Annotated in this window: 19 protein-coding genes and 4 tRNA genes; 5 read left to right on the forward strand and 18 right to left on the reverse strand. The window is 38.1% G+C overall.

Features of this window, described 5'->3' with window-relative positions; genetic code table 11:
• Positions 1 to 128 precede the first annotated feature (128 nt).
• The 6 genes from ACJZU6_RS15665 to ACJZU6_RS15690 all read right to left on the reverse strand — a co-directional run bounded on the left by ACJZU6_RS15665 (position 129) and on the right by ACJZU6_RS15690 (position 6,362).
• Positions 129 to 1,268 (reverse strand): ABC transporter permease, encoded by a 1,140-nt coding sequence (locus tag ACJZU6_RS15665; protein WP_408901344.1) that lies wholly within the window; start codon positions 1,266 to 1,268, stop codon positions 129 to 131.
• The gene (locus ACJZU6_RS15670; RefSeq protein ID WP_408901345.1) at positions 1,255 to 2,454 is read right to left on the reverse strand and encodes an ABC transporter permease; all 1,200 of its coding nucleotides are present in this window, start codon (positions 2,452 to 2,454) and stop codon (positions 1,255 to 1,257) included. The genes ACJZU6_RS15665 and ACJZU6_RS15670 overlap by 14 nt, the downstream gene beginning before the upstream one ends.
• On the reverse strand, positions 2,444 to 3,418 hold the full coding sequence (locus tag ACJZU6_RS15675; protein WP_080155505.1) for an HlyD family secretion protein: 975 nt from the start codon (positions 3,416 to 3,418) through the stop codon (positions 2,444 to 2,446). The genes ACJZU6_RS15670 and ACJZU6_RS15675 overlap by 11 nt, the downstream gene beginning before the upstream one ends.
• A complete protein-coding gene (locus ACJZU6_RS15680; protein WP_408901346.1) occupies positions 3,418 to 4,833 on the reverse strand; it encodes a TolC family protein in 1,416 nt (471 codons plus the stop codon). Before ACJZU6_RS15680 ends, ACJZU6_RS15675 begins: the two co-directional genes overlap by 1 nt.
• A gap of 217 nt (positions 4,834 to 5,050) precedes the next feature.
• A complete protein-coding gene (locus ACJZU6_RS15685) occupies positions 5,051 to 5,512 on the reverse strand; it encodes a TetR family transcriptional regulator (protein WP_080155503.1) in 462 nt (153 codons plus the stop codon).
• Between the two features lie 130 nt (positions 5,513 to 5,642).
• Positions 5,643 to 6,362, reverse strand: a complete 720-nt coding sequence (locus ACJZU6_RS15690) for a murein L,D-transpeptidase family protein (protein WP_080155502.1) — start codon at positions 6,360 to 6,362, stop codon at positions 5,643 to 5,645.
• A 230-nt stretch (positions 6,363 to 6,592) separates the two neighbouring features.
• Between ACJZU6_RS15690 and ACJZU6_RS15695 the strand changes: the two genes are divergently transcribed.
• Positions 6,593 to 7,846, forward strand: a complete 1,254-nt coding sequence (locus tag ACJZU6_RS15695) for a leucine-rich repeat-containing protein kinase family protein (RefSeq protein WP_408901347.1) — start codon at positions 6,593 to 6,595, stop codon at positions 7,844 to 7,846.
• A gap of 298 nt (positions 7,847 to 8,144) precedes the next feature.
• Positions 8,145 to 9,770, forward strand: a complete 1,626-nt coding sequence (locus ACJZU6_RS15700) for an AMP-binding protein (protein WP_408901529.1) — start codon at positions 8,145 to 8,147, stop codon at positions 9,768 to 9,770.
• A 243-nt stretch (positions 9,771 to 10,013) separates the two neighbouring features.
• Here the strand turns inward: ACJZU6_RS15700 and ACJZU6_RS15705 are convergent, their stop codons facing one another.
• The 5 genes from ACJZU6_RS15705 to ACJZU6_RS15725 form a co-directional block, all read right to left on the reverse strand.
• Positions 10,014 to 10,487 carry a DUF1919 domain-containing protein gene (locus ACJZU6_RS15705; RefSeq protein WP_408901348.1) on the reverse strand — a complete coding sequence of 158 codons (474 nt, stop codon included), beginning with the start codon at positions 10,485 to 10,487 and terminating at the stop codon, positions 10,014 to 10,016.
• Positions 10,488 to 11,315: 828 nt separating this feature from the next.
• Positions 11,316 to 11,392: transfer RNA gene (locus ACJZU6_RS15710), tRNA-Asp, on the reverse strand.
• 40 nt (positions 11,393 to 11,432) lie between these two features.
• Positions 11,433 to 11,523 (reverse strand) — tRNA-Ser (locus ACJZU6_RS15715).
• A gap of 163 nt (positions 11,524 to 11,686) precedes the next feature.
• Positions 11,687 to 12,034, reverse strand: a complete 348-nt coding sequence (locus tag ACJZU6_RS15720) for a RidA family protein (RefSeq protein ID WP_080155498.1) — start codon at positions 12,032 to 12,034, stop codon at positions 11,687 to 11,689.
• A 104-nt stretch (positions 12,035 to 12,138) separates the two neighbouring features.
• Complete coding sequence (locus ACJZU6_RS15725) at positions 12,139 to 13,419, reverse strand: NAD(P)/FAD-dependent oxidoreductase (protein ID WP_408901349.1); 1,281 nt, start codon at positions 13,417 to 13,419, stop codon at positions 12,139 to 12,141.
• Positions 13,420 to 13,607: 188 nt separating this feature from the next.
• Between ACJZU6_RS15725 and ACJZU6_RS15730 the strand changes: the two genes are divergently transcribed.
• Positions 13,608 to 14,642: a PotD/PotF family extracellular solute-binding protein gene (locus ACJZU6_RS15730; RefSeq protein WP_408901350.1), complete on the forward strand. Its 1,035-nt coding sequence runs from the start codon at positions 13,608 to 13,610 to the stop codon at positions 14,640 to 14,642.
• A 67-nt stretch (positions 14,643 to 14,709) separates the two neighbouring features.
• Here ACJZU6_RS15730 and ACJZU6_RS15735 read toward each other — a convergent pair whose 3' ends face one another.
• Positions 14,710 to 15,348, reverse strand: a complete 639-nt coding sequence (locus ACJZU6_RS15735; RefSeq protein ID WP_408901351.1) for a deoxynucleoside kinase — start codon at positions 15,346 to 15,348, stop codon at positions 14,710 to 14,712.
• 341 nt (positions 15,349 to 15,689) lie between these two features.
• Between ACJZU6_RS15735 and ACJZU6_RS15740 the strand changes: the two genes are divergently transcribed.
• On the forward strand, positions 15,690 to 16,310 hold the full coding sequence (locus ACJZU6_RS15740) for a LysE family translocator (RefSeq protein WP_080155494.1): 621 nt from the start codon (positions 15,690 to 15,692) through the stop codon (positions 16,308 to 16,310).
• Positions 16,311 to 16,571: 261 nt separating this feature from the next.
• On the opposite strand, the gene ACJZU6_RS15745 is transcribed toward ACJZU6_RS15740, so the two are convergent.
• From ACJZU6_RS15745 to ACJZU6_RS15770, 6 genes are all read right to left on the reverse strand, one after another.
• Positions 16,572 to 18,302, reverse strand: a complete 1,731-nt coding sequence (locus ACJZU6_RS15745; protein WP_408901352.1) for a GTPase — start codon at positions 18,300 to 18,302, stop codon at positions 16,572 to 16,574.
• Positions 18,303 to 18,318: 16 nt separating this feature from the next.
• A complete protein-coding gene (locus tag ACJZU6_RS15750; RefSeq protein WP_107250100.1) occupies positions 18,319 to 20,412 on the reverse strand; it encodes a GTPase in 2,094 nt (697 codons plus the stop codon).
• Between the two features lie 941 nt (positions 20,413 to 21,353).
• A tRNA-Asp gene (locus ACJZU6_RS15755) sits at positions 21,354 to 21,430 on the reverse strand.
• A 40-nt stretch (positions 21,431 to 21,470) separates the two neighbouring features.
• Positions 21,471 to 21,561: transfer RNA gene (locus ACJZU6_RS15760), tRNA-Ser, on the reverse strand.
• A 165-nt stretch (positions 21,562 to 21,726) separates the two neighbouring features.
• The gene (locus ACJZU6_RS15765) at positions 21,727 to 22,737 is read right to left on the reverse strand and encodes a formimidoylglutamase (protein WP_408901353.1); all 1,011 of its coding nucleotides are present in this window, start codon (positions 22,735 to 22,737) and stop codon (positions 21,727 to 21,729) included.
• 17 nt (positions 22,738 to 22,754) lie between these two features.
• Positions 22,755 to 23,483, reverse strand: coding sequence for an IclR family transcriptional regulator (locus ACJZU6_RS15770; RefSeq protein ID WP_199190749.1), 729 nt, complete (start codon positions 23,481 to 23,483; stop codon positions 22,755 to 22,757).
• Between the two features lie 326 nt (positions 23,484 to 23,809).
• On the opposite strand from ACJZU6_RS15770, the gene ACJZU6_RS15775 reads away from it, so the two are divergent.
• Positions 23,810 to 24,532: a YebC/PmpR family DNA-binding transcriptional regulator gene (locus ACJZU6_RS15775; protein WP_080155491.1), complete on the forward strand. Its 723-nt coding sequence runs from the start codon at positions 23,810 to 23,812 to the stop codon at positions 24,530 to 24,532.
• Positions 24,533 to 24,692: the final 160 nt, after the last annotated feature.

Raw genomic sequence — 24,692 nt, forward strand, 5'->3', positions numbered from 1 at the left:
TTACTAAGTGTGGCTGTAAATTTAACATTTGCCACATCTTATTTACGCAACTAGCGCCAATATAAAACAGCGTACATTTAAATGCAAAAAAAAGAGCACCTAAATGCTCTTTTTTATTATTTAATTATTCACCGTGAACGTCGCATCAGCCAATAGCTGATCCCTGCAAAACTAATAAACTGTAGCCATAACTGGCCCCAGCGATCGATTTCTTGAGCAAACGTCGCGCCAAGTTGATTAAGTCCAAGGAAACCATTGATTGCCGCCGTAGAAGGCGCTAATTGCGCAATATAGTTAATCGCTGTAGGTATCGCTGACGGTGGCCAAATAAATCCAGCACTAAATACCAGTGGTAACGAGCTCAGAAGTACAACTAATGTGACTAATTCACAACGTGGCAATAATTGGCCCAATACCATACCAAGCATGATAACGGCTAATAAAAATGGGATCGTCATCATGATCAAGTCACCTATTGATGCCAACCGATTCACACCGTAATAAACATAACTAAAACCAAAGTAATACATCACTAAAGGTAAATAAATCAAACAAAATAAACATGCGCGTACCGTCATTACCATCCAAATAGGATAGTGCGCCCAATATCCTGTTTTACCCGCAGCGCGCGCTTCATTCTCTGTTGCTCCCATCATTCCAACACCAATTAATAAGGTTTGATGTAGAATCAACACAAAAACGGCAGGTACAACATAATTGATGTAGCCCATGGTGACATTAAATACTGGCCGCATATTAAGCTTCATGGCTGTCACATGCTGAGTTGCCTCAACTGCACCATCTCCGGTCAACATCATACGGTTTATTTTGGCTTTAATGGCTAAGCCATTGCCGGCATCATTTAAGCCTTCAACTACCGTACCATAAACTAAGAATAAGGCAGCATTACCAGCATAAGCCAATATTGGGCTGGTTCCCATCATCACATCACGATAAAAATGTTCAGGGATCACCAAAATACCATCCACTTGCCGATCTTCTAGCGCAACTGTCGCAGCATGAATACTGCCAAGATGTTGTGTAATATGAACTTGTGGCGTGGCATTCGCCATTCTAATTAACTCACGACTCATTTGGCTATGATCAAGATTAACCACTGCCACCCGTTGTTCTCGTGGTAATTCATTTATATAAGGTAAAGGATATAAAAATGAATAAAAAACAACCCCACCAAAGACAGTAAATACCAATGAAAAATTACTGAAAATAGCTTTTAATTCATGTTTAAATAAATCACCCCAACTCATGATGATCTCCCACGACAGTGCCGATGGTCGCCAATGCTTTTTTACGGCGAACTAACATTAATCCCATCGCTAAAAATAAAGCACAAATAAAGCTACTTAATATCGCCAATTGATGGAAAGCTTGATACCAACCACTACCATAATCAACTTGCTGTAATTGCACTTCAATATAATGGCTAACGGGTAGCAATCCACGCCACATTTTAGCAATAATCGGCATATCAGTAGCGGGAAAGGTAATGCCCATAAAAGCAAATGCAGGTGCCGTATAAGCGGCAACAAAGCTCATTGCGCGTGGCGCTTCCATTGCTACAAAATAAATCAAGCTCCCCATACTTTGACAAGCAAACACCATAAATAGCTGCGCGACAATCAATATTCCCCATTGACCATGCATTGGCCAATCAAGCGCAACATACATCCACCATAAAAACAGCACACCTTGAATTAAAAACAAACCAGAATAAGCAAGTAACTTACCTAATAATTTTTGACACGGAGTATGTGCTAACCAACGCCATAATCCTTGGCCACGAGCCTCATGTACTAATGCCAACACAGTCGTCGCTACAATTAGAATTTGCCAAATAGACGGAATAATCGCTGAAACTAAAAATTGACCATAATGGCTATTACTATTAAATAAGGGGGTTATCTGAGCACGAATAGGCACCGCTTGACCTAATGCTTGTAATGGCACTGACGCGCCAGAACTCATGTTCCTCATTGCCTCAACACCAGCATTATAGGTGCCTTCAACTTGCAGCATTGCCGAGCTAATAACTTTACCAATTAAGATAAATTGACCATTATAAAAAGTGGTAATTTGGGGAGCTTGTCCCAACTTAACGTCTTTTTCATAGTTATCTGGGATCACCACCATCGCATAAATGTCATTAGCCCGCATTGCAGCACTGGCTGTGTGATCATCGGTAAACTGGCGTGTCACGGCCATACTTGGGCTGGCATCAATATAACGCGTTAACTGGCGTGACATTTGGCTATGATCAAGATCCACAATACCAACAGGTAAATTACGTGCTATACCCGTCGCAAAAATCGCCCACATCGTCAAAAATAACAATCCAGGAAGCCAAATAACTAACGCTCGCAACCATTTATCTTGCCAAATAGTATGCCACTCGTTCTTTATTGCTGAATAGACAACCATATCATTACTCAACAATCACACTCATACCAACTCGTAACCCTTGAATAGGTTGAGTTGGACGAGCTTCAACTTCAAACGTTCGCATATCAAAACCTTTCGCGGTGTCGGTTGCACGCCACGTCGCAAAGTCACCCATAACCGCTACATGGGTCACTTTCAGTTGATAGCTTTTATCTCCTAGTGCAGGAATAGTCACGTTAAAGGTTTTACCTTGTTGGTAATCTTTTAATTTATCTTCACGAACATTAAATACAGCCCAAGCATCGCTAATATCAATAATATTAACCACGGGGAAACCTTGTGGTGCTAATTCTCCATCATGTAATAGTACTTGTGATACTTCACCTTTATGCCAGCTACTTACTTTTGTATCAGCAACATAAGCTTGAACTTCAGCAACAGCGCCTGCTGCCATTTTTACTTTTTCTTGAGCTGCTCGTTTAGTTTCAACACGCGCGCCTTCTTTAGCCATTTGATACATCTGGAAAGCAGCACTTTCTGTATATTGAGCCGCTTGCCATTGGGTATACACTTCGTCACGCTTTTGTTCTGCTAATACACCATCTTTATATAGGTTATTTATACGAACATAAGTTTTTTGCATCAGTGCCGCCGCCGCTTTTGCTTTACCCCACTGATCTTTTGCCGCCGCAATTTGTTGAATACGAGCGCCATTTTCTGCTTCTTGAGCTAATGCTCCCGCAGCTTGTTCACCCGCTTGTGCTTGTTCTAATTTAGCATCAATTTCAGGGCTTAAAATAGTAAAAATCAACTGTCCAGGTTGTACTTCATCACCCTTACGTACTAAAACTTTGTCAATACGCCCCGGTACTTTAGAGGCGATATTATATTGCTGGGCTTCAATTTGACCTTGCATACGTTCGGGTTGAGGTTGGTAAGCATGCCAGAAGGTATAACCGAGCCATCCAACCACTGCGATAACAGGCACCGCCACTGCAATTGCTTTTAACTTACTCATTATAATTTAACCTCGATCCCTTGATATTGCTGATAATTTTTGAATGTATTCATCTCGCCACTGATAGCAAGTAAGCGCGTTAGACTCGCGACATATTGATAAGCTGCCGCTAACCGTTGCGTTTTAATACTGGCAACAAATAACTCGGCATCGACGACATCTAATGACGTTGATAATCCTTGGCCAAACGCTTTTTCTCGCAATACACTATTTTCATTCGCCAGTGCTAAGCTAGATGCAAGACCGTTATATTCTTCTAATGCTTGTTTCGCTTCACGGTACGTTTTTTCAACTAATACCGTTAGATCTTGCTGTGCTTGCGCTTGTAAGTGATTAACTTGTGTCACCATTGAATGCGCTGCACTTAATTTCCCTGAACGACCAGAGTTATCAATCAGTGGCACACTCACCCCAACCCCTACAGCCCAATCAGGAGCCAGTGTTGCGGCTAAACTACCACTGTCATGCAAGTTATAATCACCATATAAATACACTTCAGGGTAATATTTGCCTTGTTCAACATCTATCAAGCCTCCCGCTTGCTTACGTTTAGCATCCAAAATATGTAAGCCGGGATACGTCGCTAAGGTTTTATCAACAAAAGCAGATATCGGTGGTAATGAATGATTAATAAACAACCCGGTTGATGGCATTACAGGCGTAGTTTGTTTTAATAGCTGCGTTAGCGCTACTTGTGCGATTTCTAAATCACGTAAAGACTTCTGTTGTTCGACTTTAGCTTTATCATAAGCGGCTTGCGCTTGTAACCGTTCAACTCGCGCAATTTGACCTTGCTGTTCCAACTTTATGGCATCTTCATAATGACGTTGTAAGCCACTCGCTACTTCAGTACGGGTTTGTAATACATTTTTTGCTAATACTACCCCAAAATAAAACCGGGATAAGTCTTCAAACTTTGCTTGTTGCTGCATGGCTAACATGTATTTTGCTTGGTCTGTTTTTCCTTCAGCAATATCTTGCGCCGCATTAATTCGACCACCAGTAAATATTGGCCAGATAGCGCGAATCGAACTGGTAAATACATCGCGATCAGAAATATTAGATGTCAACGCCGAGTTTAATTGTGAATTAGATATAATATTATTGATCACTTGACCAATTTCAGTCTGTGAAGCTGAGGTACTACCAAAAAGATCGGATGGCGACAATTTAATATCATGATCTAAACGAGTATAATTAGCCCCTATGGTAACCTTAGGTAAATACATATCTCGAGCTGCATCTTGCATATATTGTGCTTGTTCAACACTGGCTCGATCAGCCGCTAAGCCATCATTTGTCGTAACAACAGTATGCCATGCATCATTAAAACTAACGGGGGCAGCGTGTACCGTTGGGACGATAGCTAATAATACAATCGTGAGTTGCTTCACCATCAATGGCCTAATCTTCATGTATTAACCTTTAACCTCTTTCCAGCCAATGCGCAAATATAGAGTACATACTCTAAAATGATAAATTTTAACAGATAATGAAATGATTACGTTATTTTAACGTATCTATCTATTCAGCACAAATAATAATGTCCGTTTTAACTACAAATAAAATAGCCCACAAAAAGTGGGCTATTAATATTTAGTCAAATAATCACAGTTATTCAATAAGCAATAATTAACGTGCTAAACGAATTAATGAGCGTCCTAATAAACACTCTAGTTCACCAATACTTTCTTTGCCGTAACGTTGCTCACAAAGCATAAACAAACGTTCAATGCCACGATGAGCAAATTCATGAGATGTTTCAGCAGAGGAGATATGATGGAACAATAATCGTAAAATAGCGCGAAAACTTTCATCATCTAATGCAGCAGACCAACTTGTTGCAAATGCCTGCAAATCCCCAGTTAAATCCAACTTATCAACAAAGAGATGGTAGATGCGACTATCAAGTGCATGAGCAAAATCTTGCTTCTTAGGAAAGTGATGACTAATGCCTGTTCTTGATATACCCGTTTGGTTACTCAAGGTGGTATACGACATTTTATCGTAACCTAAGGTCAATATTTGCTCAATCACAGCATCCATGATGGTCTGAATAGTGATCTCTGTGTCTTCTTTACTACGCTTGGGCATAATGCGTTGGCTCTGTTCTAATCATTTTATGCAACGATAATACCCTTAACACGATATAATCATGTCAAGAATATTGGTTCGCTGTAGTATTACAAAATGTTTTTCGCTTAACTAGGGCAAAGCGGCATAATTAACGATTAAATTTTCTCGCGTGTTGTTCAATATCACGATATAAAATTTTAGTCCAATATGGTTGCGTGTTTGCAGCGAGCAATTTACCTTTTCGAGGATCGTGTGGGCTTATCAGTACTTCGATATTATTAATACCCGTCCTTTCAGCTAATAAAAACAATTCTTCAATCGCGTAATCTCCCATAGCCAAGCAACCTATAGAGGATTCTTTACCGTGAATAAAAATATTACTCCCCGGTGCAGTACGTCCTTCTAGTTGCGCATACTTTCGATCAAATGCGTTAGGATAATTGAGCTTCATTGATAAATGATAACGGCTATTAGGGTTAAGTAATGACACTTGATAAACGCCTTCAGGTACTTGTTTATCGCCTTCACGCATTTTCGGCCCCATATGACCACTCATTTTTTGTATATCATAATGTTTTACGTAAGACCATTTACCCTTTTCTTTCGCCCACAGCTCAACGCTTTGCTCTTGTTTCATCGCAAATAAAGCAATGTTTTGCGGCGGATAAGTTAACCCAACATTATCAAAATACCGTTTCAGTCGTGGCTCAACAAAAGGCGAATAACGGTTCATAACATCACTAACAGTACGACTGCCTGTTGGTGGATATAATGAATAAGTTGATGATGGAATATATAACGGCTCTGCGCGTGCGCAACTGATTGATGTTAACACTAGCATTACTGGACAAATAACGTTCTTTAGCACACTACCCTCAATGATAATTTTTCTACACGCATAACATTGCGGTAATTTACCGATAACTAACCATGCTCTATGGCTGAATAGTATCAGTTTACTCGAATTACTGCTTAAACAACCATCAATTTATACGTCAATTTTCATGATTTCGTAAACTTATACAGTAGTCGTGATCTAACCCTTTAAAATCTTTACAATAGCATTATAAATTATACCTATTTAAAAATGAGACGATTTTGCAGACTTTAGAACAATTACGCTCAGGCCAACTTGAAGGTGTCACTCATTTAGCTTTAAGCGAACAACTGACTCACTTTCCTGAAGAGATTCTCACGCTTGCAAACAGCTTAGAAGTGTTAGATCTAACCAACAATCAATTAAGCCATTTACCTGATAGTTTCAGCCAGCTAACTAAATTACGCATTATTTTTATTTCTAATAACTGCTTTACAGCATTACCCACGATTTTAGGCTCTTGTTCTAATTTAGAAATGATCGGCTTTAAATCAAATCAGATCACTACTGTTGAAGCAAGTGCACTTCCTAAAAAATTACGCTGGCTAATCTTAACCGATAATAAAATCACAGCCTTACCTGAAGCACTCGGCGATTGTATCCATTTACAAAAACTAGCACTTGCAGGTAACGCTCTAACAGCGCTACCACTCTCAATGAAGCGATTAGTTAACTTACAATTAATTCGATTATCCGCAAATGCATTAACCGCCTTTCCAGATCAACTATTAGATTTACCCAAATTAGCATGGCTTGCTTTTTCTGGTAATCATTTCAATCGTTATCAACAGGTTACTAATTCACTGCCTGATGTTGCCTCAAATGATTACCAACTAGAAAAAGTATTAGGACAAGGGGCTTCTGGAGTTATCTCTTTAGCTCAATGGCGATCTAACCCACATCAACTAGATAACGACATTGCGGTTAAAGTATTTAAAGGCCAAGTCACTTCAGATGGTTACCCGCAAGATGAATTAAATGCATGTTTAAAAACGGGCTCACACCCCAATTTAGTGGCATCATTAGCTCAAGTTAGCGAACCCGATTATCTCGCATTGATAATGGCATTAATTCCAGCCCATTATCATAATCTTGGATTACCACCTACTTTAACTACATGCACTCGCGATACATTTCCAACTGAATTTACACTGTCAATTGAAGCAATCATGAAAATTATTGTACAAATGGTCGATGTAATTAGCCATATGCAGACACAAGGCGTGGCTCATGGTGATATTTACGCACATAACGTATTAGTTGACGATAATGCTAATATTTTAGTGGGTGATTTTGGGGCTGCATCTATTTATGATGATTTATCCTCAGAACAACAACAAAAAATTGCCGCTATTGAGTGGCGAGCTGTTGGCTATTTTATTGAGGATTTATTATCTATTTATCATACTCAAGATAAGAATACAGCGTTATATCAACAATTATATACCCAAGCCCAAGGTTATATTTCCGCTTAATTACCATTGTTCTCTTCTTAATATCCTTACTCAATTTATCCATGTCACATAAGACACCTAAATTGAGTAAGTCTAATGCCCAGTTATTTATACATTCACTCAAAAAATAAAGCATTATTATTCATAACCTTAGCTTTAATCTCTCTTCTTACAAGGCTATATAATACTAATTAACTAGTATATACACTCTTGACTATAGTAAATATACCAGCTTAAATTTAACATTATGGAAACACGGTGAATTTCGGTCTATTTATCAATCGGAGTGCTTATGGCTCAATTGCAAACACCTGCTGATATGATCATCAAATGGGCCAATGAGCGTCCTGACGATATTTATTTAAAGCAAATTATTAATCGTAAATTTGTAAATTACACTTACGCAAGTGTTGCTGATAAAGCACTACGGCTTGTTACTGCATTTCAGCAACTGGGCATTCAGCCCGGTGATCGTATTGCGCTGATTTCTAAAAATTGTGCCGAGTGGTTTATTTGTGATCTAGCCATGATGTTAGGTGGTTATGTTAGTGTCCCTATCTTTCCTACCGCGGGGGCTGACACCATTACTCATTGTATTGATCATAGTGATGCAGCGTTAGTCATTATAGGAAAATTAGACAGCCCAACCGTTATCAATAACGTCATAACTAACCACGCTAGCCTACCAACAATTGCCTTTTCTTACCCTGGCACACCGACATGTCAGTATCAATTCGATGACCTTATTGAACAATATTCACCAACGACTGAACGTCGAACACATCATGATACAGATTTAATGTCGATTGTTTACACTTCAGGCACATCAGGCATGCCTAAAGGTGCAATGTTAACTTATGGTGCATTTGTATGGTCATCACACAAAATTATTGAACATATTGGCTTAGAAAGTAATGAACGCCTATTTTCTTACTTGCCACTAGCACACATAACCGAACGTGTGTATATCTTTGGCTCTTCAATTATGTCAGGGTTACAGGTCGCATTTCCTGAATCTCTCGATACATTTATCGACGATGTAAAAATGCACAAACCGACTATATTTGTATCTGTACCTCGTTTATGGACCTTATTCCAACAACGGATCCAAGATAAACTGCCACAACCTAAATTAAATATTCTACTTAAAATCCCATTCATCTCGACATTCATTAAACGTAAATTAGCGCAAGGATTAGGACTCGATCAAGCACGGGTGCTCGGTTGTGGTTCTGCTCCCGTATCTGCTGGCTTATTATCTTGGTATGAAAGTATTGGACTTAATATTACCGAAGCATGGGGAATGACCGAATCATTTGCTTATAGCACCCTTAATCATCCTTATCGTAGTGATAAAATTGGTACTGTCGGTCGTGCAGGTCCCGGTATTGAATTAAAAATTGCAGCAGATAAAGAGATTTTAGTTCGTAGTAAAGGCTTATTTAGTGGTTACTATAACAATCCACAAGCAACCCAAGAAAGTTTTGACAATGACGGCTGGTTATATACTGGTGATATCGGCGATGTAGACAGCGATGGTTATTTAACGATTCAAGGTCGTAAAAAAGACACATTTAAAACAGCGAAAGGCAAATTTGTTTCACCGGTCCCTATTGAAAAACGTTTAATGGATTTAGGTAATTTTGAGATGGTCTGTTTAATTGGATCGGGAATGGCCGCACCTATTTTATTAGCTATCGCCCACAATTATACTCAATTTGATCAATCGCGTTATGAGAAAAAACTCCAATCGATTATTGAAAAAATTAATACTGAGCTTGAATCACATCAAAAAATAAAAGGTGTATTGATGATCAAAGAACCATGGAGTATTGATAATGGTATTTTAACACCAACATTAAAAATAAAGCGTCATGTATTAGAACAACACTATGCAACACTTGATAATAATTGGAATAATAAACAACTAATAAAATGGCAATAATAAATAGTATTTTTAAATTTAAGTACTAAATCTAATAATAGATTTAGTACTTATTATATATTATGTTATTTTTCACCAGCTTTAACACTTCCCGTATTAAGCCATTCAACCATATTAAAGTATTTTTCAAAAGTACGATACATAGCAAAAAGAGGTGTTGTAATTTCACCTTTTTCATCATAACAATAAATAAAGTTATTCGCATTTGAACGGTTTTGTGCTGAGAAGAAAATTGCACGATCTTTATCTATTATTCAAAAAAGCATCAACATCGCTCTCATCGCATAGATCACGATCAGACATAGTAAAGAATAAGTTATCAAAGTTAACACGTTGCTTACGGCGATCCCACTTTTCTTTTGCTAATGAAAAATCTTGATCATGGATAAAGTGAATTTCAATATCATCTAGATGCGCAACAACATAGTTACATTTACCCGCATACTTTGATTCAGGAACCTCAACAAGTTCTTGTGAAAAATAGTATTTTAGATTCTGGCAAAATTTAATATAACAGCTAGAATAAAAGAAACAATCAACAGTAGGTGAGTTAAATGGTTGATCTAAATCGCTACAAGTAATACCACCAATACAGTTATTGGAAATAATACTAAAATTTTCATTCGTTAGCTTTTTCTTATGTTTATCATTTACATAAGAACGATAAACTCTAAATAAGGTTCTCTTATAAACGTATGCTATAACTCGTTGAATCATTGATTATCCTTGGGGATTTTTAAAATATAAAAATTGACTATAATTTATTATATAAATTATACCAAGATAAAACAAACAAATAATATAATTCAATTTTATATGTTTAACTTAATAATAAGTAATTCTTTCATATATAACAAAAAAATTAATTGTTTATATAATTGTTATTAATATAATAAAACTACTATATTACTCTTATTCATGAAAACATAGAATAATTTTCACTTATCACAGCAACTCAGATAAGTTATACAATATTAATTCAATTAAAAATTATAGTCTTATAATATAATTCATCTAACTGTGTATTAATTCAAATACAAACAACATCTCTTATTATATTATTTTTTTATCAATATATTATATAAATAAATTAAATATTAGAAGAGCAAGATAACCGTAACAGAGACAGATCTACTGTAAATATAAAAAATAAGCAATTTGTATCATTGCCTAAAATCTGATTATTCTACATACAAAAATCCTCACATTTCTGACGAGGATTCGTTGTGTTGTGAAGCGGACGTGAACTTGCCATTCCGAAAATCAGCGCGCCCCCCTAGCGTGACGGGTCGCAATCATAAGCAAAGGGATATTACGTTCTATTGATTAGAATTTAGATACATCAGATGCAAAAAATCCTCACATTTCTAACGAGGATTCGTTGTGTTGTGCAGCGGACGTGAACTTGCCATTCCGAAAATCAGCGCACCCCCCTAGCGTGACGGGTCGCAATCATAAGCAAAGGGATATTACGTTCTATTGATTAGAATTTAAATACATTAGATGCAAAAAATCCCCGTCATTTCTGACGAGGATTCGTTGTGTTGGCGGAGCGGACGGGACTCGAACCCGCGACCCCCGGCGTGACAGGCCGGTATTCTAACCAACTGAACTACCGCTCCAATTCTGTATGAAATTCGATTAAATCAAATTTCTAGAATATGGCGGAGAGATAGGGATTTGAACCCTAGATACGCTATAAACGTATGCTGGTTTTCAAGACCAGTGCTTTCAACCGCTCAGCCATCTCTCCAATGCCGCGCATGATAACGAGGTTAATGAATGGTGTAAAGCTAAAGTTTAATTTAAAAGATCAACCGAATGTTTTTTATACTAAAATGGCTCTTTATCATTTATTTACACATAAAAAAAGGTCGACACACTGTCGACCTTAATAAATATAACTCAGTGTGATTTTATTTTTCAGCTGCAATCACAGAGATTTCAACTAATAAAACATCACGTGCCATGCTTGCTTCAACACATGCACGAGCAGGAGCATAGCCGGCAGGTACCCAATTGTCCCACACCGCATTCATCTCAGCGAACAAACTCATATCTTTAATATAAATAGTCGCTGATAACATATGCTCTTTATCACTGCCCGCTTGTTCAAGCAACACTTCCACTTTATCAAGCATCGTCTGTGTCTGCTCGGTAATGTCTTTAGTTGCATCAGCACAAACCTGACCACAAAGGTAAATAGTACCATTGTGCTTAACAACACGACTCATACGGGCTTTTGTTTCTTGACGCTCGATCATAAAACTCTCTCTGATTGGTTTAAATAAGCAAATAATTTACTATTAACCGCACCAAGATAGCAAATAAACTTACTTTTTTGTATTTTATTGCAACTAAATTTTAATCATTTACCCAGTGAGTCTTCTAATCGTGCTTTCCAGATAGCCATTGCTAGTGCCGGTTTGCGTAAAACTTCTGGGGTTGGAATCCAACCATGTTTAATTTTAGCGAACACATCAAAGCGCTCAGCAGTACCTACCATTGCTTCAGCAACAACCTTACCTGCAATATTAGTTAACCCTACACCGTGACCAGTATAGCCATGAGCAACATAGATATCATTGCCTAGATGATCGATTTGCGGCATATAAGAACGAGTAACTGCAAACAATCCGCCCCAATGGTATTCCATTTTTACATCAGCAAGTTGTGGGAATACCGTGATCATACGCTGGCGTAAACGCTCACTTGAATCACTGTACTCGCCGTTGAATGGATGATTGATACCACCAAACAAAATACGACCATCCGGTGTTGGGCGGTAATAATCAAGGCTGTTATTTAAATCTGACATTGCCATCATATTACTGATAGGTTGACGATCGCCCAATTGCTCTGTCACACCAATGTAAGATACAACAGGCAGTACAACGCTTTGTGCTTTACGATGTAATCCTTCAAGATACGCATTACAAGCTAATAAAACTTGTTTGGCTTTAACCTGACCTTTTGGCGTATGGATAATATGCGGATTGCCTTTGTCCAATTTTATTGCTGGCGTATTCTCAAAAATAGTCGCACCTAAGCTTAACGCTGCTTGTGCTAAACCTAAGGTGTAATTCAATGGGTGCATATGAGCACTGTTTGAATCATATAGGCCACCTAAATAACGCTCAGTGTGTGCCACTTGATTGACTTTATCTTTGTCCCACCAGCTAGCACTTGGATAATCATAACGGCTCTGTTTTAAGTCATACCAAGATTTTAGTTCTGTTTCTTGGCTTTTCTTCAACGCCAGTTCGATATAACCCTGTTGAAAATCACAATCAATATTAAATTTCTCGATGCGATCACGAGCAATATCAACCGCTTCACAAGAGAGATCCCACAGTTGTTTACCCCACTCAGGTCCGTATGTTTCATCAACTTCACGTAACCCTAGGCAATAACCCACTAAACACTGACCTCCATTACGCCCAGACCCTCCCCATGCTAAGCGTTGTGATTCAAGCACCACAACAGAGAATCCTTTCTGACGTAATTCAATCGCGGCGTTTAATCCTGTCATACCACCACCAATAATACATACATCAGCTTCAATTGCTTGATCTAGTAGGGGTTGTTCAGGTAACGCATTAACGGTTGCTTGGTAGTAACTATCGATATATTGACTGTTGATTGACATTCCAATTGCCCACAAAAAAAATACAGGTTAAAAATCGCGCGGATAATGTCACGAGTCTTGATGCTTCACAAGCAATTTATTACTGTGACTTAGTTCATAATTTAGCTTGATTGTTTTTGACACAAACAAACTTCTGTCTAATATCCGCGCTCAGATCTGACTTACCTGGTCAATTAGGAATTAATAACATGAAGAAAATATTCAAAGGGGTGACCACACTAGCATTCGCACTTTCAGCATTTAATGTTTCGGCAGCAAATGATGTGCTTAACGTTTACAACTGGGCTGAGTATATGCCAACAGATGTAATCAAAGCCTTTGAAAAAGAATATGATGTCACCGTCAATTACTCTACGTTTGATAATAATGAATCGATGTATACCAAGCTCAAGCTACTTGATAGTAAAGGCTATGATGTTGCATTTGCTTCAACGTATTTTATTGAAAAAATGGCCCGTGAAGGCATGCTTGCAAAAATAGATAAAAGCAAAATGCATCACTTAAATGACATCTATTCTGGTCTAATGAAACAACCATTTGATCCCAACAATGATTACTCTTTACCTTATGTATGGGGTGTCACGGGGATTAGCTACAATGCAGAAGTAATCACATCCGATCAGGTAACGAGCTGGAAAGATTTATGGAACACCAATTTCAAACCACAAGTGATGTTACTTGATGATGTTCGAGATGTGTTCGGTATGGCACTGCGGGCACAAGGTCATAGTATTAATAGCACCAATGAAGCAGAAATTAAGCAAGCTTACGAGAAATTACGTCAATTACGCTCAAACGTTGTCGTTTATAATTCTGATGCTCCTCATGTTCCTTATGTTACCGGGGAAGCAATGGTAGGAATGCAATGGAACGGTAATGCTTTTATGGCACAAAAAGAAATGCCAGAGCTTAAATTTGTTTATCCAACCGAAGGCGCTATTTTATGGATGGATAACTTTATCGTCCCTAAAGGTAGTCAGCATAAAGATCTCGCATTTAAATTTATCGACTTCTTTATGCGTCCTGAAAATCAGGCAAAAATTGTTGAAGAGCTAGGCTTCCCTGCCCCAAATAAACAAGCCAAACAGTTTTTACCGACTGAATTACAAAATGACCCGATGATTTTCCCAACTGACGCACAAGTTGACCACGGTGAGTTCACTGATGATGTAGGTGACGCTGTTAATATTTACCAAAAATATTGGCAGATGCTAAAAAGCTAATCACAAAAAAGGCTACAGTTAATAGTTAACTGTAGCCTCTCTAGTGTTATATCACTACTCAGTGACATTAGTTCATATCTAAACCAGCAGCATTCAATTGTGGTAATAGATCAGCAACAGCAAGTGGTGTATTCCAATCAATATGAATTAACGTCGTTCCCATCTTACGACATGCTTGTGGTAATACAGCATCATGAAATGCATCAATATCACTAATATAACCAATATCTAATCCCATTTCCTCTGCACGTCCACGCTGACGCATACGGCTATAAGCCACTTCAGGATCGGTTTTTAAATAAATACAATAATCAATGGTTGGGTATTGATTGATTTGACTGATCAAATGCTGATAGCACGCCATATGCTTAGCAATATCTTCAGGCGTGCTGTTGTAATTAGCAATACAAGCATGAGTAAAGACTAAATCACTAAGTAAAGAACGCTCAATAATATAGACACCTTGAGGATCTAAATTATTCAAAAGTTCAGCACGTTGAGCCGTGATGTAGCACTGAAAATTACTGCGAGCCTCGACGTTAAATGGATCACAAGTAAATTCACCTAATAAATGTTGAAATTCAGGATCAGAATCTACTGGTTCTAAAATGGCAGTTGCATTTAAGGCGACAGCTAATTGAGGGAGTAAGGTCGATTTACCAGCACCAATATTACCTTCTACACATATAATTTTAGGCTTATCCAAGAACTTTTCCCTCTGAAGACTTATAGACAGAGAACCACGCAGTGATACTCTTAAGATTTGCTAATGCAATAAGCTCGACATTCTGAAACTAATCGCCCCAAAAAACCATGCTTTATGTGTTGTTTGACTATTAAAAAAGCAAAAAACAGCATTTTAATAATAATGATGAGATTAAAAATAAGAATTATTATCGTAGCACAGCATTTTAAAATAAATAAAAAACAATAAACACAATGACTTAATTATGTTTTTCATTGTAACTATTAATGTGTAAAAATTTAAAGGCAAAACATTGTTTGCATGATAGCATTCGAAAAAAGCGCATTTACAAGGATGATATGATGTCACTAGAAGCTGCAATTGCCTTCTTTTTTGCTATTTTTATTTTTGCTATTACTCCCGGGCCTGGTGTATTTGCTATTCTCGCCAAAGCAATGGTCGAAGGTCCTCGTCAATGCATCATGATGGCATTAGGGATGGTAGCAAGTGACCTGCTTTATTTACAATTAGCCTGCTTTGGTTTAGCGACTATCGCTGACAATTGGTCAGAAGTGTTTGTGATTATTCGTTATTTAGGCGCAGGTTATTTAATTTACCTCGGCTATAAAATGTTGACGGCTTTATCACAAAACCAACAATCAGATACTGAGCAACAGCCACAGCAAGCACCTTTAGCCAGTTTTGGTCATGGCTTTTTGATTTCAGCCTCTAATCCAAAAGTTATTTTGTTCTATGTGTCTTTTTTACCGACGTTTATTGATTTAACCCGTTTAAACAGCACTGATATCATTCTAATTTCTGTTTTGTCATCCATTGCCTTGATGTCAGCCATTATGTTAGTTGCTTATGGCGCTTCACGATTAGCTAAAGTGATTAAGACACCCATCGCACAGCAACGGTTAAATAAAACAGCGGGTAGCATTATGATCGCGGCAGGCGCGTATTTAGCGGTGAATAAGTAGTTTATCTCGATGTCGAAAACTATTTTCCATATTAATAAAGATCTCAAGTTAAAATGACCACATTTATAATCAAATATCTAGCATTAATGATTTATATGGAGGCTTGTGATTCTGCTTATTGTTAGGATAGATACCTAGCTTACTTGTATGAACAGTTATCTCTTGTTAAAAATCTACACGCGCTTTAAAATCGAATTTTTATATTCATATCATTATGACTCTCATGCTAGCTCGTCGTTATAACGAGCTAGCTCATTGTAGTTAGGCAGACTGCTGAATTTTAATAATCAAATTTCCAAGTTCTTTTTCCAATTCACTTAATTCTGTAAGCTGCTGGCTAACTTGAAGGTTACCTGTTGTAATTTCATCTAGCGTAGATTGAATTTGTTGAATCTCTTCACAATGTATACCGTTAACTGTATTCAAAATACCCGCTTGGAATTGTAGCTCCAAATCTTTGGCAATTTTACGAAACTCTCTGCGGATGTTCGCTCGTGCATCACGCATAGTAGTTCGTTGTTTTTCCTGTTTGATATCATCATAGATTTGCAAACCAACCCCAAGAATTGCCAGTACTGGCCCAAGAAAACGGGCTACATTGCCAATATTTTTAGCAATGTTAACTGCTTGCCATGGCTTAAATTTCACGCCAAAAAATTCACCTACGATCTTAACGCCATTGTGTAGGGAACTACCAGACACACCTGCGGCATTACCTAAGTTATTAGCCGTAGCATTCACGCCTTTCGCGCTATCACTGGTAAAATTCAATCCTTTTTGCGCCCAGCCTGAAAGTTTGGCATAGCGCTCGTTAGCACCACCCTCATAATCAGAAATCTTTATTTGATCGCCAATATGACTAATGCTATCAGCACCATTACTGGATGAGATTTGTTCAATTGCATCGTTTAAGGCTTTCGCTAACTGACTTTTCTCTAATTGTTCCAGTTCTGAAGTAACTTGCTTGACATGAGAACGGACTGTACTAACAAAATTTTCTGACAATTTGCCGACAACAACCTTACAGCGCTTCTCAGCTTCATCTGATTTCGCTTTTACCGATTCTTCGGTACTGCTTTCACAGATCATTTCAGCTAAATCATCACCGCAACCTGAAACCTCATAAAGAGTACTATTCAGCATCTCGGTCATCTTGCGCTTTAGACGTAACTCTCCTTCCCTTAAAATCGAAAGCCTGCGGTGAAGTAGTTCTATCAACAGTTTTTCTTCAGGGTTGGTAACCGATTTTTCTTCCCTAAGCTTGCGTACTGTTGATTGCATACCACTTAACGGTGTAGTTAATTGACCTAATAAACCTTTCTGTTCCACAAAACCGTTAATCGATGTCACGAGAGTTTCAAAATTGCTCTCTTCAAAAAGATCATCACGGTCTTCTTTATCATCTTCATCTAAGGCATCTAAATAACACTCTGCATCAATGAAAGTCGTATTGAAGTCTTCAGGTAGCATCGGTTCCAATACCGGAAGTAGAGACGACATTTTAGTTTCTGCTGTACCACTGTCTCGAGCCATTTTATTGACTACAAGCAAGATTTCTTTCGCCTTGTATCGCTCAAACGCAAGCTGTCGGAAATGCTTTCCGATCACATCATCAAATAACTCATTTGTTATAACAAAAATTAAAAGGTCAGCTTCATCGATAGCAGTATAAGTTGTCTGATCATGATCGGAGCGACCTGCATGTACTCCAGGGGTATCGAGAATCTGTATGTGATTCCAGTTGTAAGCTGTGACTTCATCAGTACAAATATTTGAGTCAACTTTGATCTCATCGTCACCTGTAAGAGCTTTTAAAATACTCGATTTACCTGCATTATACTGGCCGACAAAAGCTAATTTAAGTACCACTTCCTTACCATCAAACATGCCTGTGATTTGCTCGGTATAAGATGGTTCAATACTTTGTACAACGTTCAAAACCTTCTTGTGTATACGAGAGGTTTCATTCTGGAATGAAGATAAATTAATCATATTCAGATCCTTTTCCTTAATTTGATGCCACTACATTAATGCGAAGGTTTAATAAGGCTGTTACCAACTTGATCCGCCATCCAGCTCGTCCAATAACTTTACCAATTGATATTTTTGGTGCATAAACAGTAACCTGATTATCGATAATCTCCACTTTAGAATTAGCTATATGGTTAATACCTAACGCATGTGAAATCATATTTTCAGGTGTTCCGTCATAAACAACAGTAATAAATTCATTCAGAGATTGTCCAACCTGCTTCAGAAGTGCAGGGTTTCTAAAATAACCATTGACTGTGAAGAAGCAGCCTTCTCCAGGAATTCGAACAATTTTATTAATATCTGGAGCTTGTTGGTCACTTACAGCCAGGGTGCTTTGTTGAATAAGTCGGCGGTTAACACTGCATAACAGCATGTTACATTGCTGTGAACCTTGATCTAGTGAGTGGCATAATTGATTCAGACCATAAACAAGCTCTCTTGTGTCTTTCAGCAGTCCCTGAATGACTCGGCTGCGGATGTTTTTATTAAACCAGCTAATGATCTCTTTTTTGGAAGCCTTCTTCTGTTTATCAATACTCGCTCGAATATCTTTAGCCACTTTCGTTTTCTGGTTTCTTAATTTCTTTTCACGAGAATCTGAAAATAAATTAAAAATACCAAAGACGGTTGCTACCGCAGCAAATACCCAACCAACTGGATTCCATGAGTTAAAAAAAGCGATAGAGGCAATACCCGTTGCTATCGCCCCTCCCCAGCCAGTTAAACGTTTATAGTCCAATGGATCGTATGTATTTTGACTTTTAAAATTAAATTTACGTGAAAATTCAATGTCTTGCTTAACTTCACGATTAAACTGCTCAACCTTGTTCTTCACGTCATCCTGGAGATCCGCCATTATTTTTTGCAAACCGGACTCAATTCCCGAACTCTCAAGATGACATTTCCAACGCTGATCAAAGTCTTTGCGCTCAATATTATCATCAACAAAAGAGCCAATAGTCTGCTTAAATGATGAAAAAATACCATCAACCTTTCGATCTACTAAGTTCAGAAGTTCTTTTTGATAATCATTGAACCATGAATCAAATTGTGTTCTTTTTTCATCAACGGTATTGGTATATATCTTAAGCTGTTTTTTGTTTTCAATAAGATGCTGGTCCAAAAAATCGAGATGACTATATGCACCATCCAGTAATGACTGAATACGACGCACTGGGCCATTCGTTGAGATTTCGGTGCTTAATAAATCAAAAAGATCCGGTAATCGGCTCGCTTTATATAATCGCTCTGCTTCAGCTGGATCGTTTTCCTGCCCTGCTAAATAAGCTGCTTGAGCGTGTAACGGTACAATTTTAAGACGATTAGCTCTGATACCTAATTCATCCCTTGCTAGCTCTTCTAGACGTTGAACGTGCCCCCCGATTTTCTCTTCAGAAAAGAAGCCTTCAGGATCTTTTAAAAAGCGTTTACGGTGAACTCTTTTTGTCAGATCTTGCTTAACATTAAGCACGAAGATTACGGGTTTGTTTTTGGCGCTCAGCCCCTTCATCTCTTGGATTGTTGAAAGTTGCACACTATCAGAGCTTAATAAGAACAGAATAAGATCACTTTCTTCAACAATTGAATGTGCTATAGCTGTATCTTCTTCACCTCCCCAAGCACCAAATCCTGGCGTATCTACAACTCGAAGATTTTGCCATTCATATTCTTTGATGTCTCGGGTTGTCCTTTGTGCACCTTGCCCTATCGTAGAACCATCACCACCAGTTATCGCTTCACGAATTGTGCTTTTTCCAGCCATTGTTCGACCAAAAAGCATAACTGTAAACTTTTCCAGTTTCTTGGCTCGTTGAATAATGGACTGGTTATGTTTAAGCATTGCTGAATCTAATTCATGATTTAGACTTCGTGATATTTCATGCAACTTAATGGTCGACGAATCTTTATTCCCAAATAAGCTTTCACTCTGATTTACAACTCTCGATATTTGTTGCTTGAGTCCAGTAACAAGATCATCCGTATTTGTTAGATTTCCTTTAACAAAACGGTATTCTTCCTGTGCCGCGACCTTACTTTTTGTAAGAGCATCAAGATAATGTTGATTCATTTATTCATCCTTACACAACCGCCAAATAGCGCTACCATTGACAATATCTAATGCATTATTTCGAATTGATATTATTGCTCTACATTGAGCCTATCTAAATCTATTTTCAATGAGATACTTGTAAAATCCATTGAAAACCTCACTGAATAAACCACTTTTGAGACTCCACTTGTTACCAATAGGAAAAGAACTTACTCAGTAAATTAATATTTTCAACGCTTTCCGGTCACGCTGTACATAAAGAAAGCTATTGCGCTTTCTTAATTAACAAAATATTCACTTAGATAAAATTTAGAAGATATTATTAAATAACAGATAGTTAAAATTTATTCTCTTTCTTATTTCCCACTAAAAAAGGGATTTAAACACAGTATCAATAAGCGATTACTATCAACCAACATCAGATGTAAAAAATCCTCACATTTCTGACGAGGATTCGTTGTGTTGTGAAGCGGACGGGACTTGCCATTCCGAAAATCAGCGCGCCCTCCAGCGTGACAGGCCGATATTGACACTTATGCCGTCATTTATCGCATCTAACATTTATTATCTAGATTTTGAAACTCCAGATGCAAAAAATCCTCACATTTCTGACGAGGATTCGTTGTGTTGTGAAGCGGACGGGACCTGTCATTCCGAAAATCAGCGCGCCCCCCAGCGTGACAGGCCGATATTGACACTTATGCCGTCATTTATCGCATCTAACATTTATTATCTAGATTTTGAAACTCCAGATGCAAAAAATCCTCACATTTCTGACGAGGATTCGTTGTGTTGTGAAGCGGACGGGACTTGCCATTCCGAAAATCAGCGCGCCCTCCAGCGTGACAGGCCGATATTGACACTTATGCCGTCATTTATCGCATCTAACATTTATTATCTAGATTTTGAAACTCCAGATGCAAAAAATCCCCGTCATTTCTGACGAGGATTCGTTGTGTTGGCGGAGCGGACGGGACTCGAACCCGCGACCCCCGGCGTGACAGGCCGGTATTCTAACCAACTGAACTACCGCTCCAATTCTGTATGAAACTCGATTAAATCAAATTTCTAGAATGTGGCGGAGAGATAGGGATTTGAACCCTAGATACGCTATAAACGTATGCTGGTTTTCAAGACCAGTGCTTTCAACCGCTCAGCCATCTCTCCAATGCCGCGAATAATACCTATCATCACGGTGGCTGTAAAGGCTTTTTTTATAAAAACATTATAATTAATGACTTTTGTATTACTATTCAACCAAAACCATCAAAAGAGCATCTTTATGATCATAAAATCATCATTTTCATGCTGTTACTCATATATAAAAATGCGTTAAACAAAATGAACAATGGTTTGAATCAGTTTAGTCGCCAATTTTGCAGTCTGATTATCGTAATCATATTCTGGATTCAACTCTGCAATATCAACAATTTTCACTTTGCCACTTGCCATAATATGTTTAATCGCCCATTCAACCATTGATAAGCTAACACCATGCATACGCGTCATATTCGCACCAGGAGCAATCGAGGAAGAAAATACATCAAGATCGATACTCAATTGAATACAATCAACACTATCAATAAAGCTATCTAATTGTGCTTGAACATGTTTTTTATTACGCGTCGTCATTTGATTATCAAGTAGCCACTGACAACCGAGATCTTCTGCCAATTTAAACATTGCTTGTGAATTAGCATGATCACAAATACCAAGACCAAGAAAATCAAAACTGCGCTGTTGTTCTTTGCTATAACACCATGCAGCATGAAACGCAGATCCCGCCCGTAACGATAATGATGGTCTTAGTTCAAAATGCGCATCAAAATTAATCACGCCCACTCGTTGCGGTAACAATTGTGGTTGCTGATCTTCAGTAATCATCACGGGGGCTGATTTTACTTCGGTACTGAAATCAGACAGTGCTTGATAACTAGCAATAGAGATTTCATGCCCACCACCGAGCACAACAGGAAAATGACCATCACGTAAGCAACGCAATAATAATTGGTGCTGTCGTTGGCTAACGGCAGCAAAACTATGATCATTATTGTTTTGTTCTATATCACCCGCATCATAAAAAGGTAATTTTGTTTGAGCATGGGTGTAAGGCAATATCCGTCGAATACTTGCAGGACCTTCTTTCGCGCCTTGTAAGCCACGTCCCCAATCAAGACTCAGATCAGAAATGACACCAACAAGCATAATACCGGGCTGGTATTGCTGGACATAAGGGCTGATGAGCGTATGTTTACGATGGTATGCCATCGGTTTTTGAGGCTCATTTTTAAATAACTTTTTTAATTGATCAACTAACATACGCCAATCTTCCCTCTCTTTCATTGCACAAACAACACAGGCTAGTGTTGTGGTGGTAATGCTCTTGCTGCTTGTAATACACTCATTACAATTTTATTTTTACGGCTATTTATACGCTCTGCTGGCGCCATAACACTAACCGCACCGACAACTTTATTACCAACAAATACCGGTGCACTCACACCAGAAACACCCGCATCAATTTCGGATGTACTGATTGCAAAACCATCTTGTTTAATAAGATCTAATTCAGCAATCCACGTATCTATCTGTGTTTGTTCGGTAATATCATAATGCTCTAAAATCGTTAATTGGCGAGCTAACGGTAAGTAAGCCAAAATAACTTTAGCTGATGCACCACGAATCAATGGCTGGCTTTGGCCTTTTTCATAACTACAACGCAACGCATAAGGACTATCGATACTATCAACACAGAGTGCATTAAAACCTACGGCAACCATATACGCTGACATCTCACCAGTTTGCTGCTGTAATCGTTTTAAAATCGGTCTTACACCATCAGGTAATGGTGAATTCATTTCAAAATTACGTTGCAGTTGTAACGCAGCAGGACCCGCACTATAAGTATTACGCCCATGATTCTCTTCAATTAAATTCCAATCACGAAGCAACGCTAAATAGCGATATAAACTACTTATCGGCATTTCCATTTCGGTACTGAGTTGCTGTGCTTGAAGCGGTACATTTGACGCCGCAATATGAACCAGCACTTGTAACAATTTTTCATTAGCGCTTAGTGAATGAGTCACAGGTAAGTTATCTCTAATTTGTGTGATGATTATTTGTAACCAATTATAGCGCGAACAACAAGAGGAATTCTTATATTGTAAGAAAATATAGGATTTATTTGCTTTGTTTTATTACCTTACGAGAAATTAAACTATATTTGAAATCTTTAGCTCCAAAAATAAGTATTCCGATTACTCTTTTTTAAGTTGGTTTAATATTTCAACGTAAAAATAAAAAAAACGTCTTTACTTAGCATAAATACAGATCTAACTAGCCAGAATAAAGGGGTGCTGGTAAAATATTTGCATAATTGACCGTTTAAAACAGTAAAAGAGAGTGATTCCTCATGGGAAGAAAGTTCGAAGTACGCAAATTGTCTATGGCAAAAACCCAAGGCGCTAAGATCAAGGTTTACTCAAAGTATGGTAAAGAGATCTACGTTTGTGCTAAGAACGGTAGTCCGGATCCTGATAGTAACCTAGCGCTTCGTCGTCTTATCGAAAAAGCGAAAAAAGATCAGGTACCAAGCCACGTTATTGAAAAAGCAATTGATAAAGCAAAAGGCGGCGGCGGTGAAGATTACTCAACTGCACGTTACGAAGGTTTTGGCCCAGGCAACTGCATGGTTATCGTTGACTGTCTAACAGACAACAACAACCGTACTTTCATGGACGTTCGTCAAGCATTCGTTAAAAACAATGCAAAAATCGGTAGCCCAGGCACTGTTGGCCACATGTTTGAACACCAAGCTGTGTTTGAATTTAAAGGTACTGACGAAGAAGTTGTTCTTGAAAATCTAATGATGGAAGACGTAGACGTTACTGACATCACTTGTGAAGATGGCGAGATCACTGTTTACGCTCCACACACTGAATTCTTTAAAGTGAAAAACGCACTTGCTGCAACAATGGCTGACGTTATCATTGATTCAGAAGAAATTGCTTTCGTACCACAGACAATGACTGAATTGGCTGGTGACGACATTGCAATGTTTGAAAAATTCCTTGATGCACTAAACGATTGTGATGACGTACAAAACGTTTACCACAATGCGGAAATGGCTGACTAATTATAGTCTTTCATTTCTTCACAAAAAGGTCACTTTAGTGGCCTTTTTGTTTATCCCCTTAATAATATCTACGATTAAAAACATTGACTGCACTACAATTATAATAATGCTAATGTTCAAGCCATTATTTATTATTTTTCCTTAGATATAATATTGATAA

This window comes from Photobacterium piscicola (assembly GCF_046058925.1).
In the GTDB taxonomy this organism is placed as follows: Bacteria; Pseudomonadota; Gammaproteobacteria; order Enterobacterales; family Vibrionaceae; genus Photobacterium; species Photobacterium piscicola.

Bases quoted from the DNA above. Each gene is read 5' to 3' on its own strand.
- ACJZU6_RS15665 (WP_408901344.1), bottom strand. From the start codon at position 1,268: ATGAGTTGGGGTGATTTATTTAAACATGAATTAAAAGCTATTTTCAGT.
- ACJZU6_RS15675 (WP_080155505.1), bottom strand. From the start codon at position 3,418: ATGAGTAAGTTAAAAGCAATTGCAGTGGCGGTGCCTGTTATCGCAGTG.
- ACJZU6_RS15680 (WP_408901346.1), bottom strand. From the start codon at position 4,833: ATGAAGATTAGGCCATTGATGGTGAAGCAACTCACGATTGTATTATTA.
- ACJZU6_RS15685 (WP_080155503.1), bottom strand. From the start codon at position 5,512: ATGCCCAAGCGTAGTAAAGAAGACACAGAGATCACTATTCAGACCATC.
- ACJZU6_RS15700 (WP_408901529.1), top strand. From the start codon at position 8,145: ATGATCATCAAATGGGCCAATGAGCGTCCTGACGATATTTATTTAAAG.
- ACJZU6_RS15705 (WP_408901348.1), bottom strand. From the start codon at position 10,487: ATGATTCAACGAGTTATAGCATACGTTTATAAGAGAACCTTATTTAGA.
- ACJZU6_RS15720 (WP_080155498.1), bottom strand. From the start codon at position 12,034: ATGATCGAGCGTCAAGAAACAAAAGCCCGTATGAGTCGTGTTGTTAAG.
- ACJZU6_RS15725 (WP_408901349.1), bottom strand. From the start codon at position 13,419: ATGTCAATCAACAGTCAATATATCGATAGTTACTACCAAGCAACCGTT.
- ACJZU6_RS15730 (WP_408901350.1), top strand. From the start codon at position 13,608: ATGAAGAAAATATTCAAAGGGGTGACCACACTAGCATTCGCACTTTCA.
- ACJZU6_RS15740 (WP_080155494.1), top strand. From the start codon at position 15,690: ATGTCACTAGAAGCTGCAATTGCCTTCTTTTTTGCTATTTTTATTTTT.
- ACJZU6_RS15745 (WP_408901352.1), bottom strand. From the start codon at position 18,302: ATGATTAATTTATCTTCATTCCAGAATGAAACCTCTCGTATACACAAG.
- ACJZU6_RS15750 (WP_107250100.1), bottom strand. From the start codon at position 20,412: ATGAATCAACATTATCTTGATGCTCTTACAAAAAGTAAGGTCGCGGCA.
- ACJZU6_RS15765 (WP_408901353.1), bottom strand. From the start codon at position 22,737: ATGAAAGAGAGGGAAGATTGGCGTATGTTAGTTGATCAATTAAAAAAG.
- ACJZU6_RS15775 (WP_080155491.1), top strand. From the start codon at position 23,810: ATGGGAAGAAAGTTCGAAGTACGCAAATTGTCTATGGCAAAAACCCAA.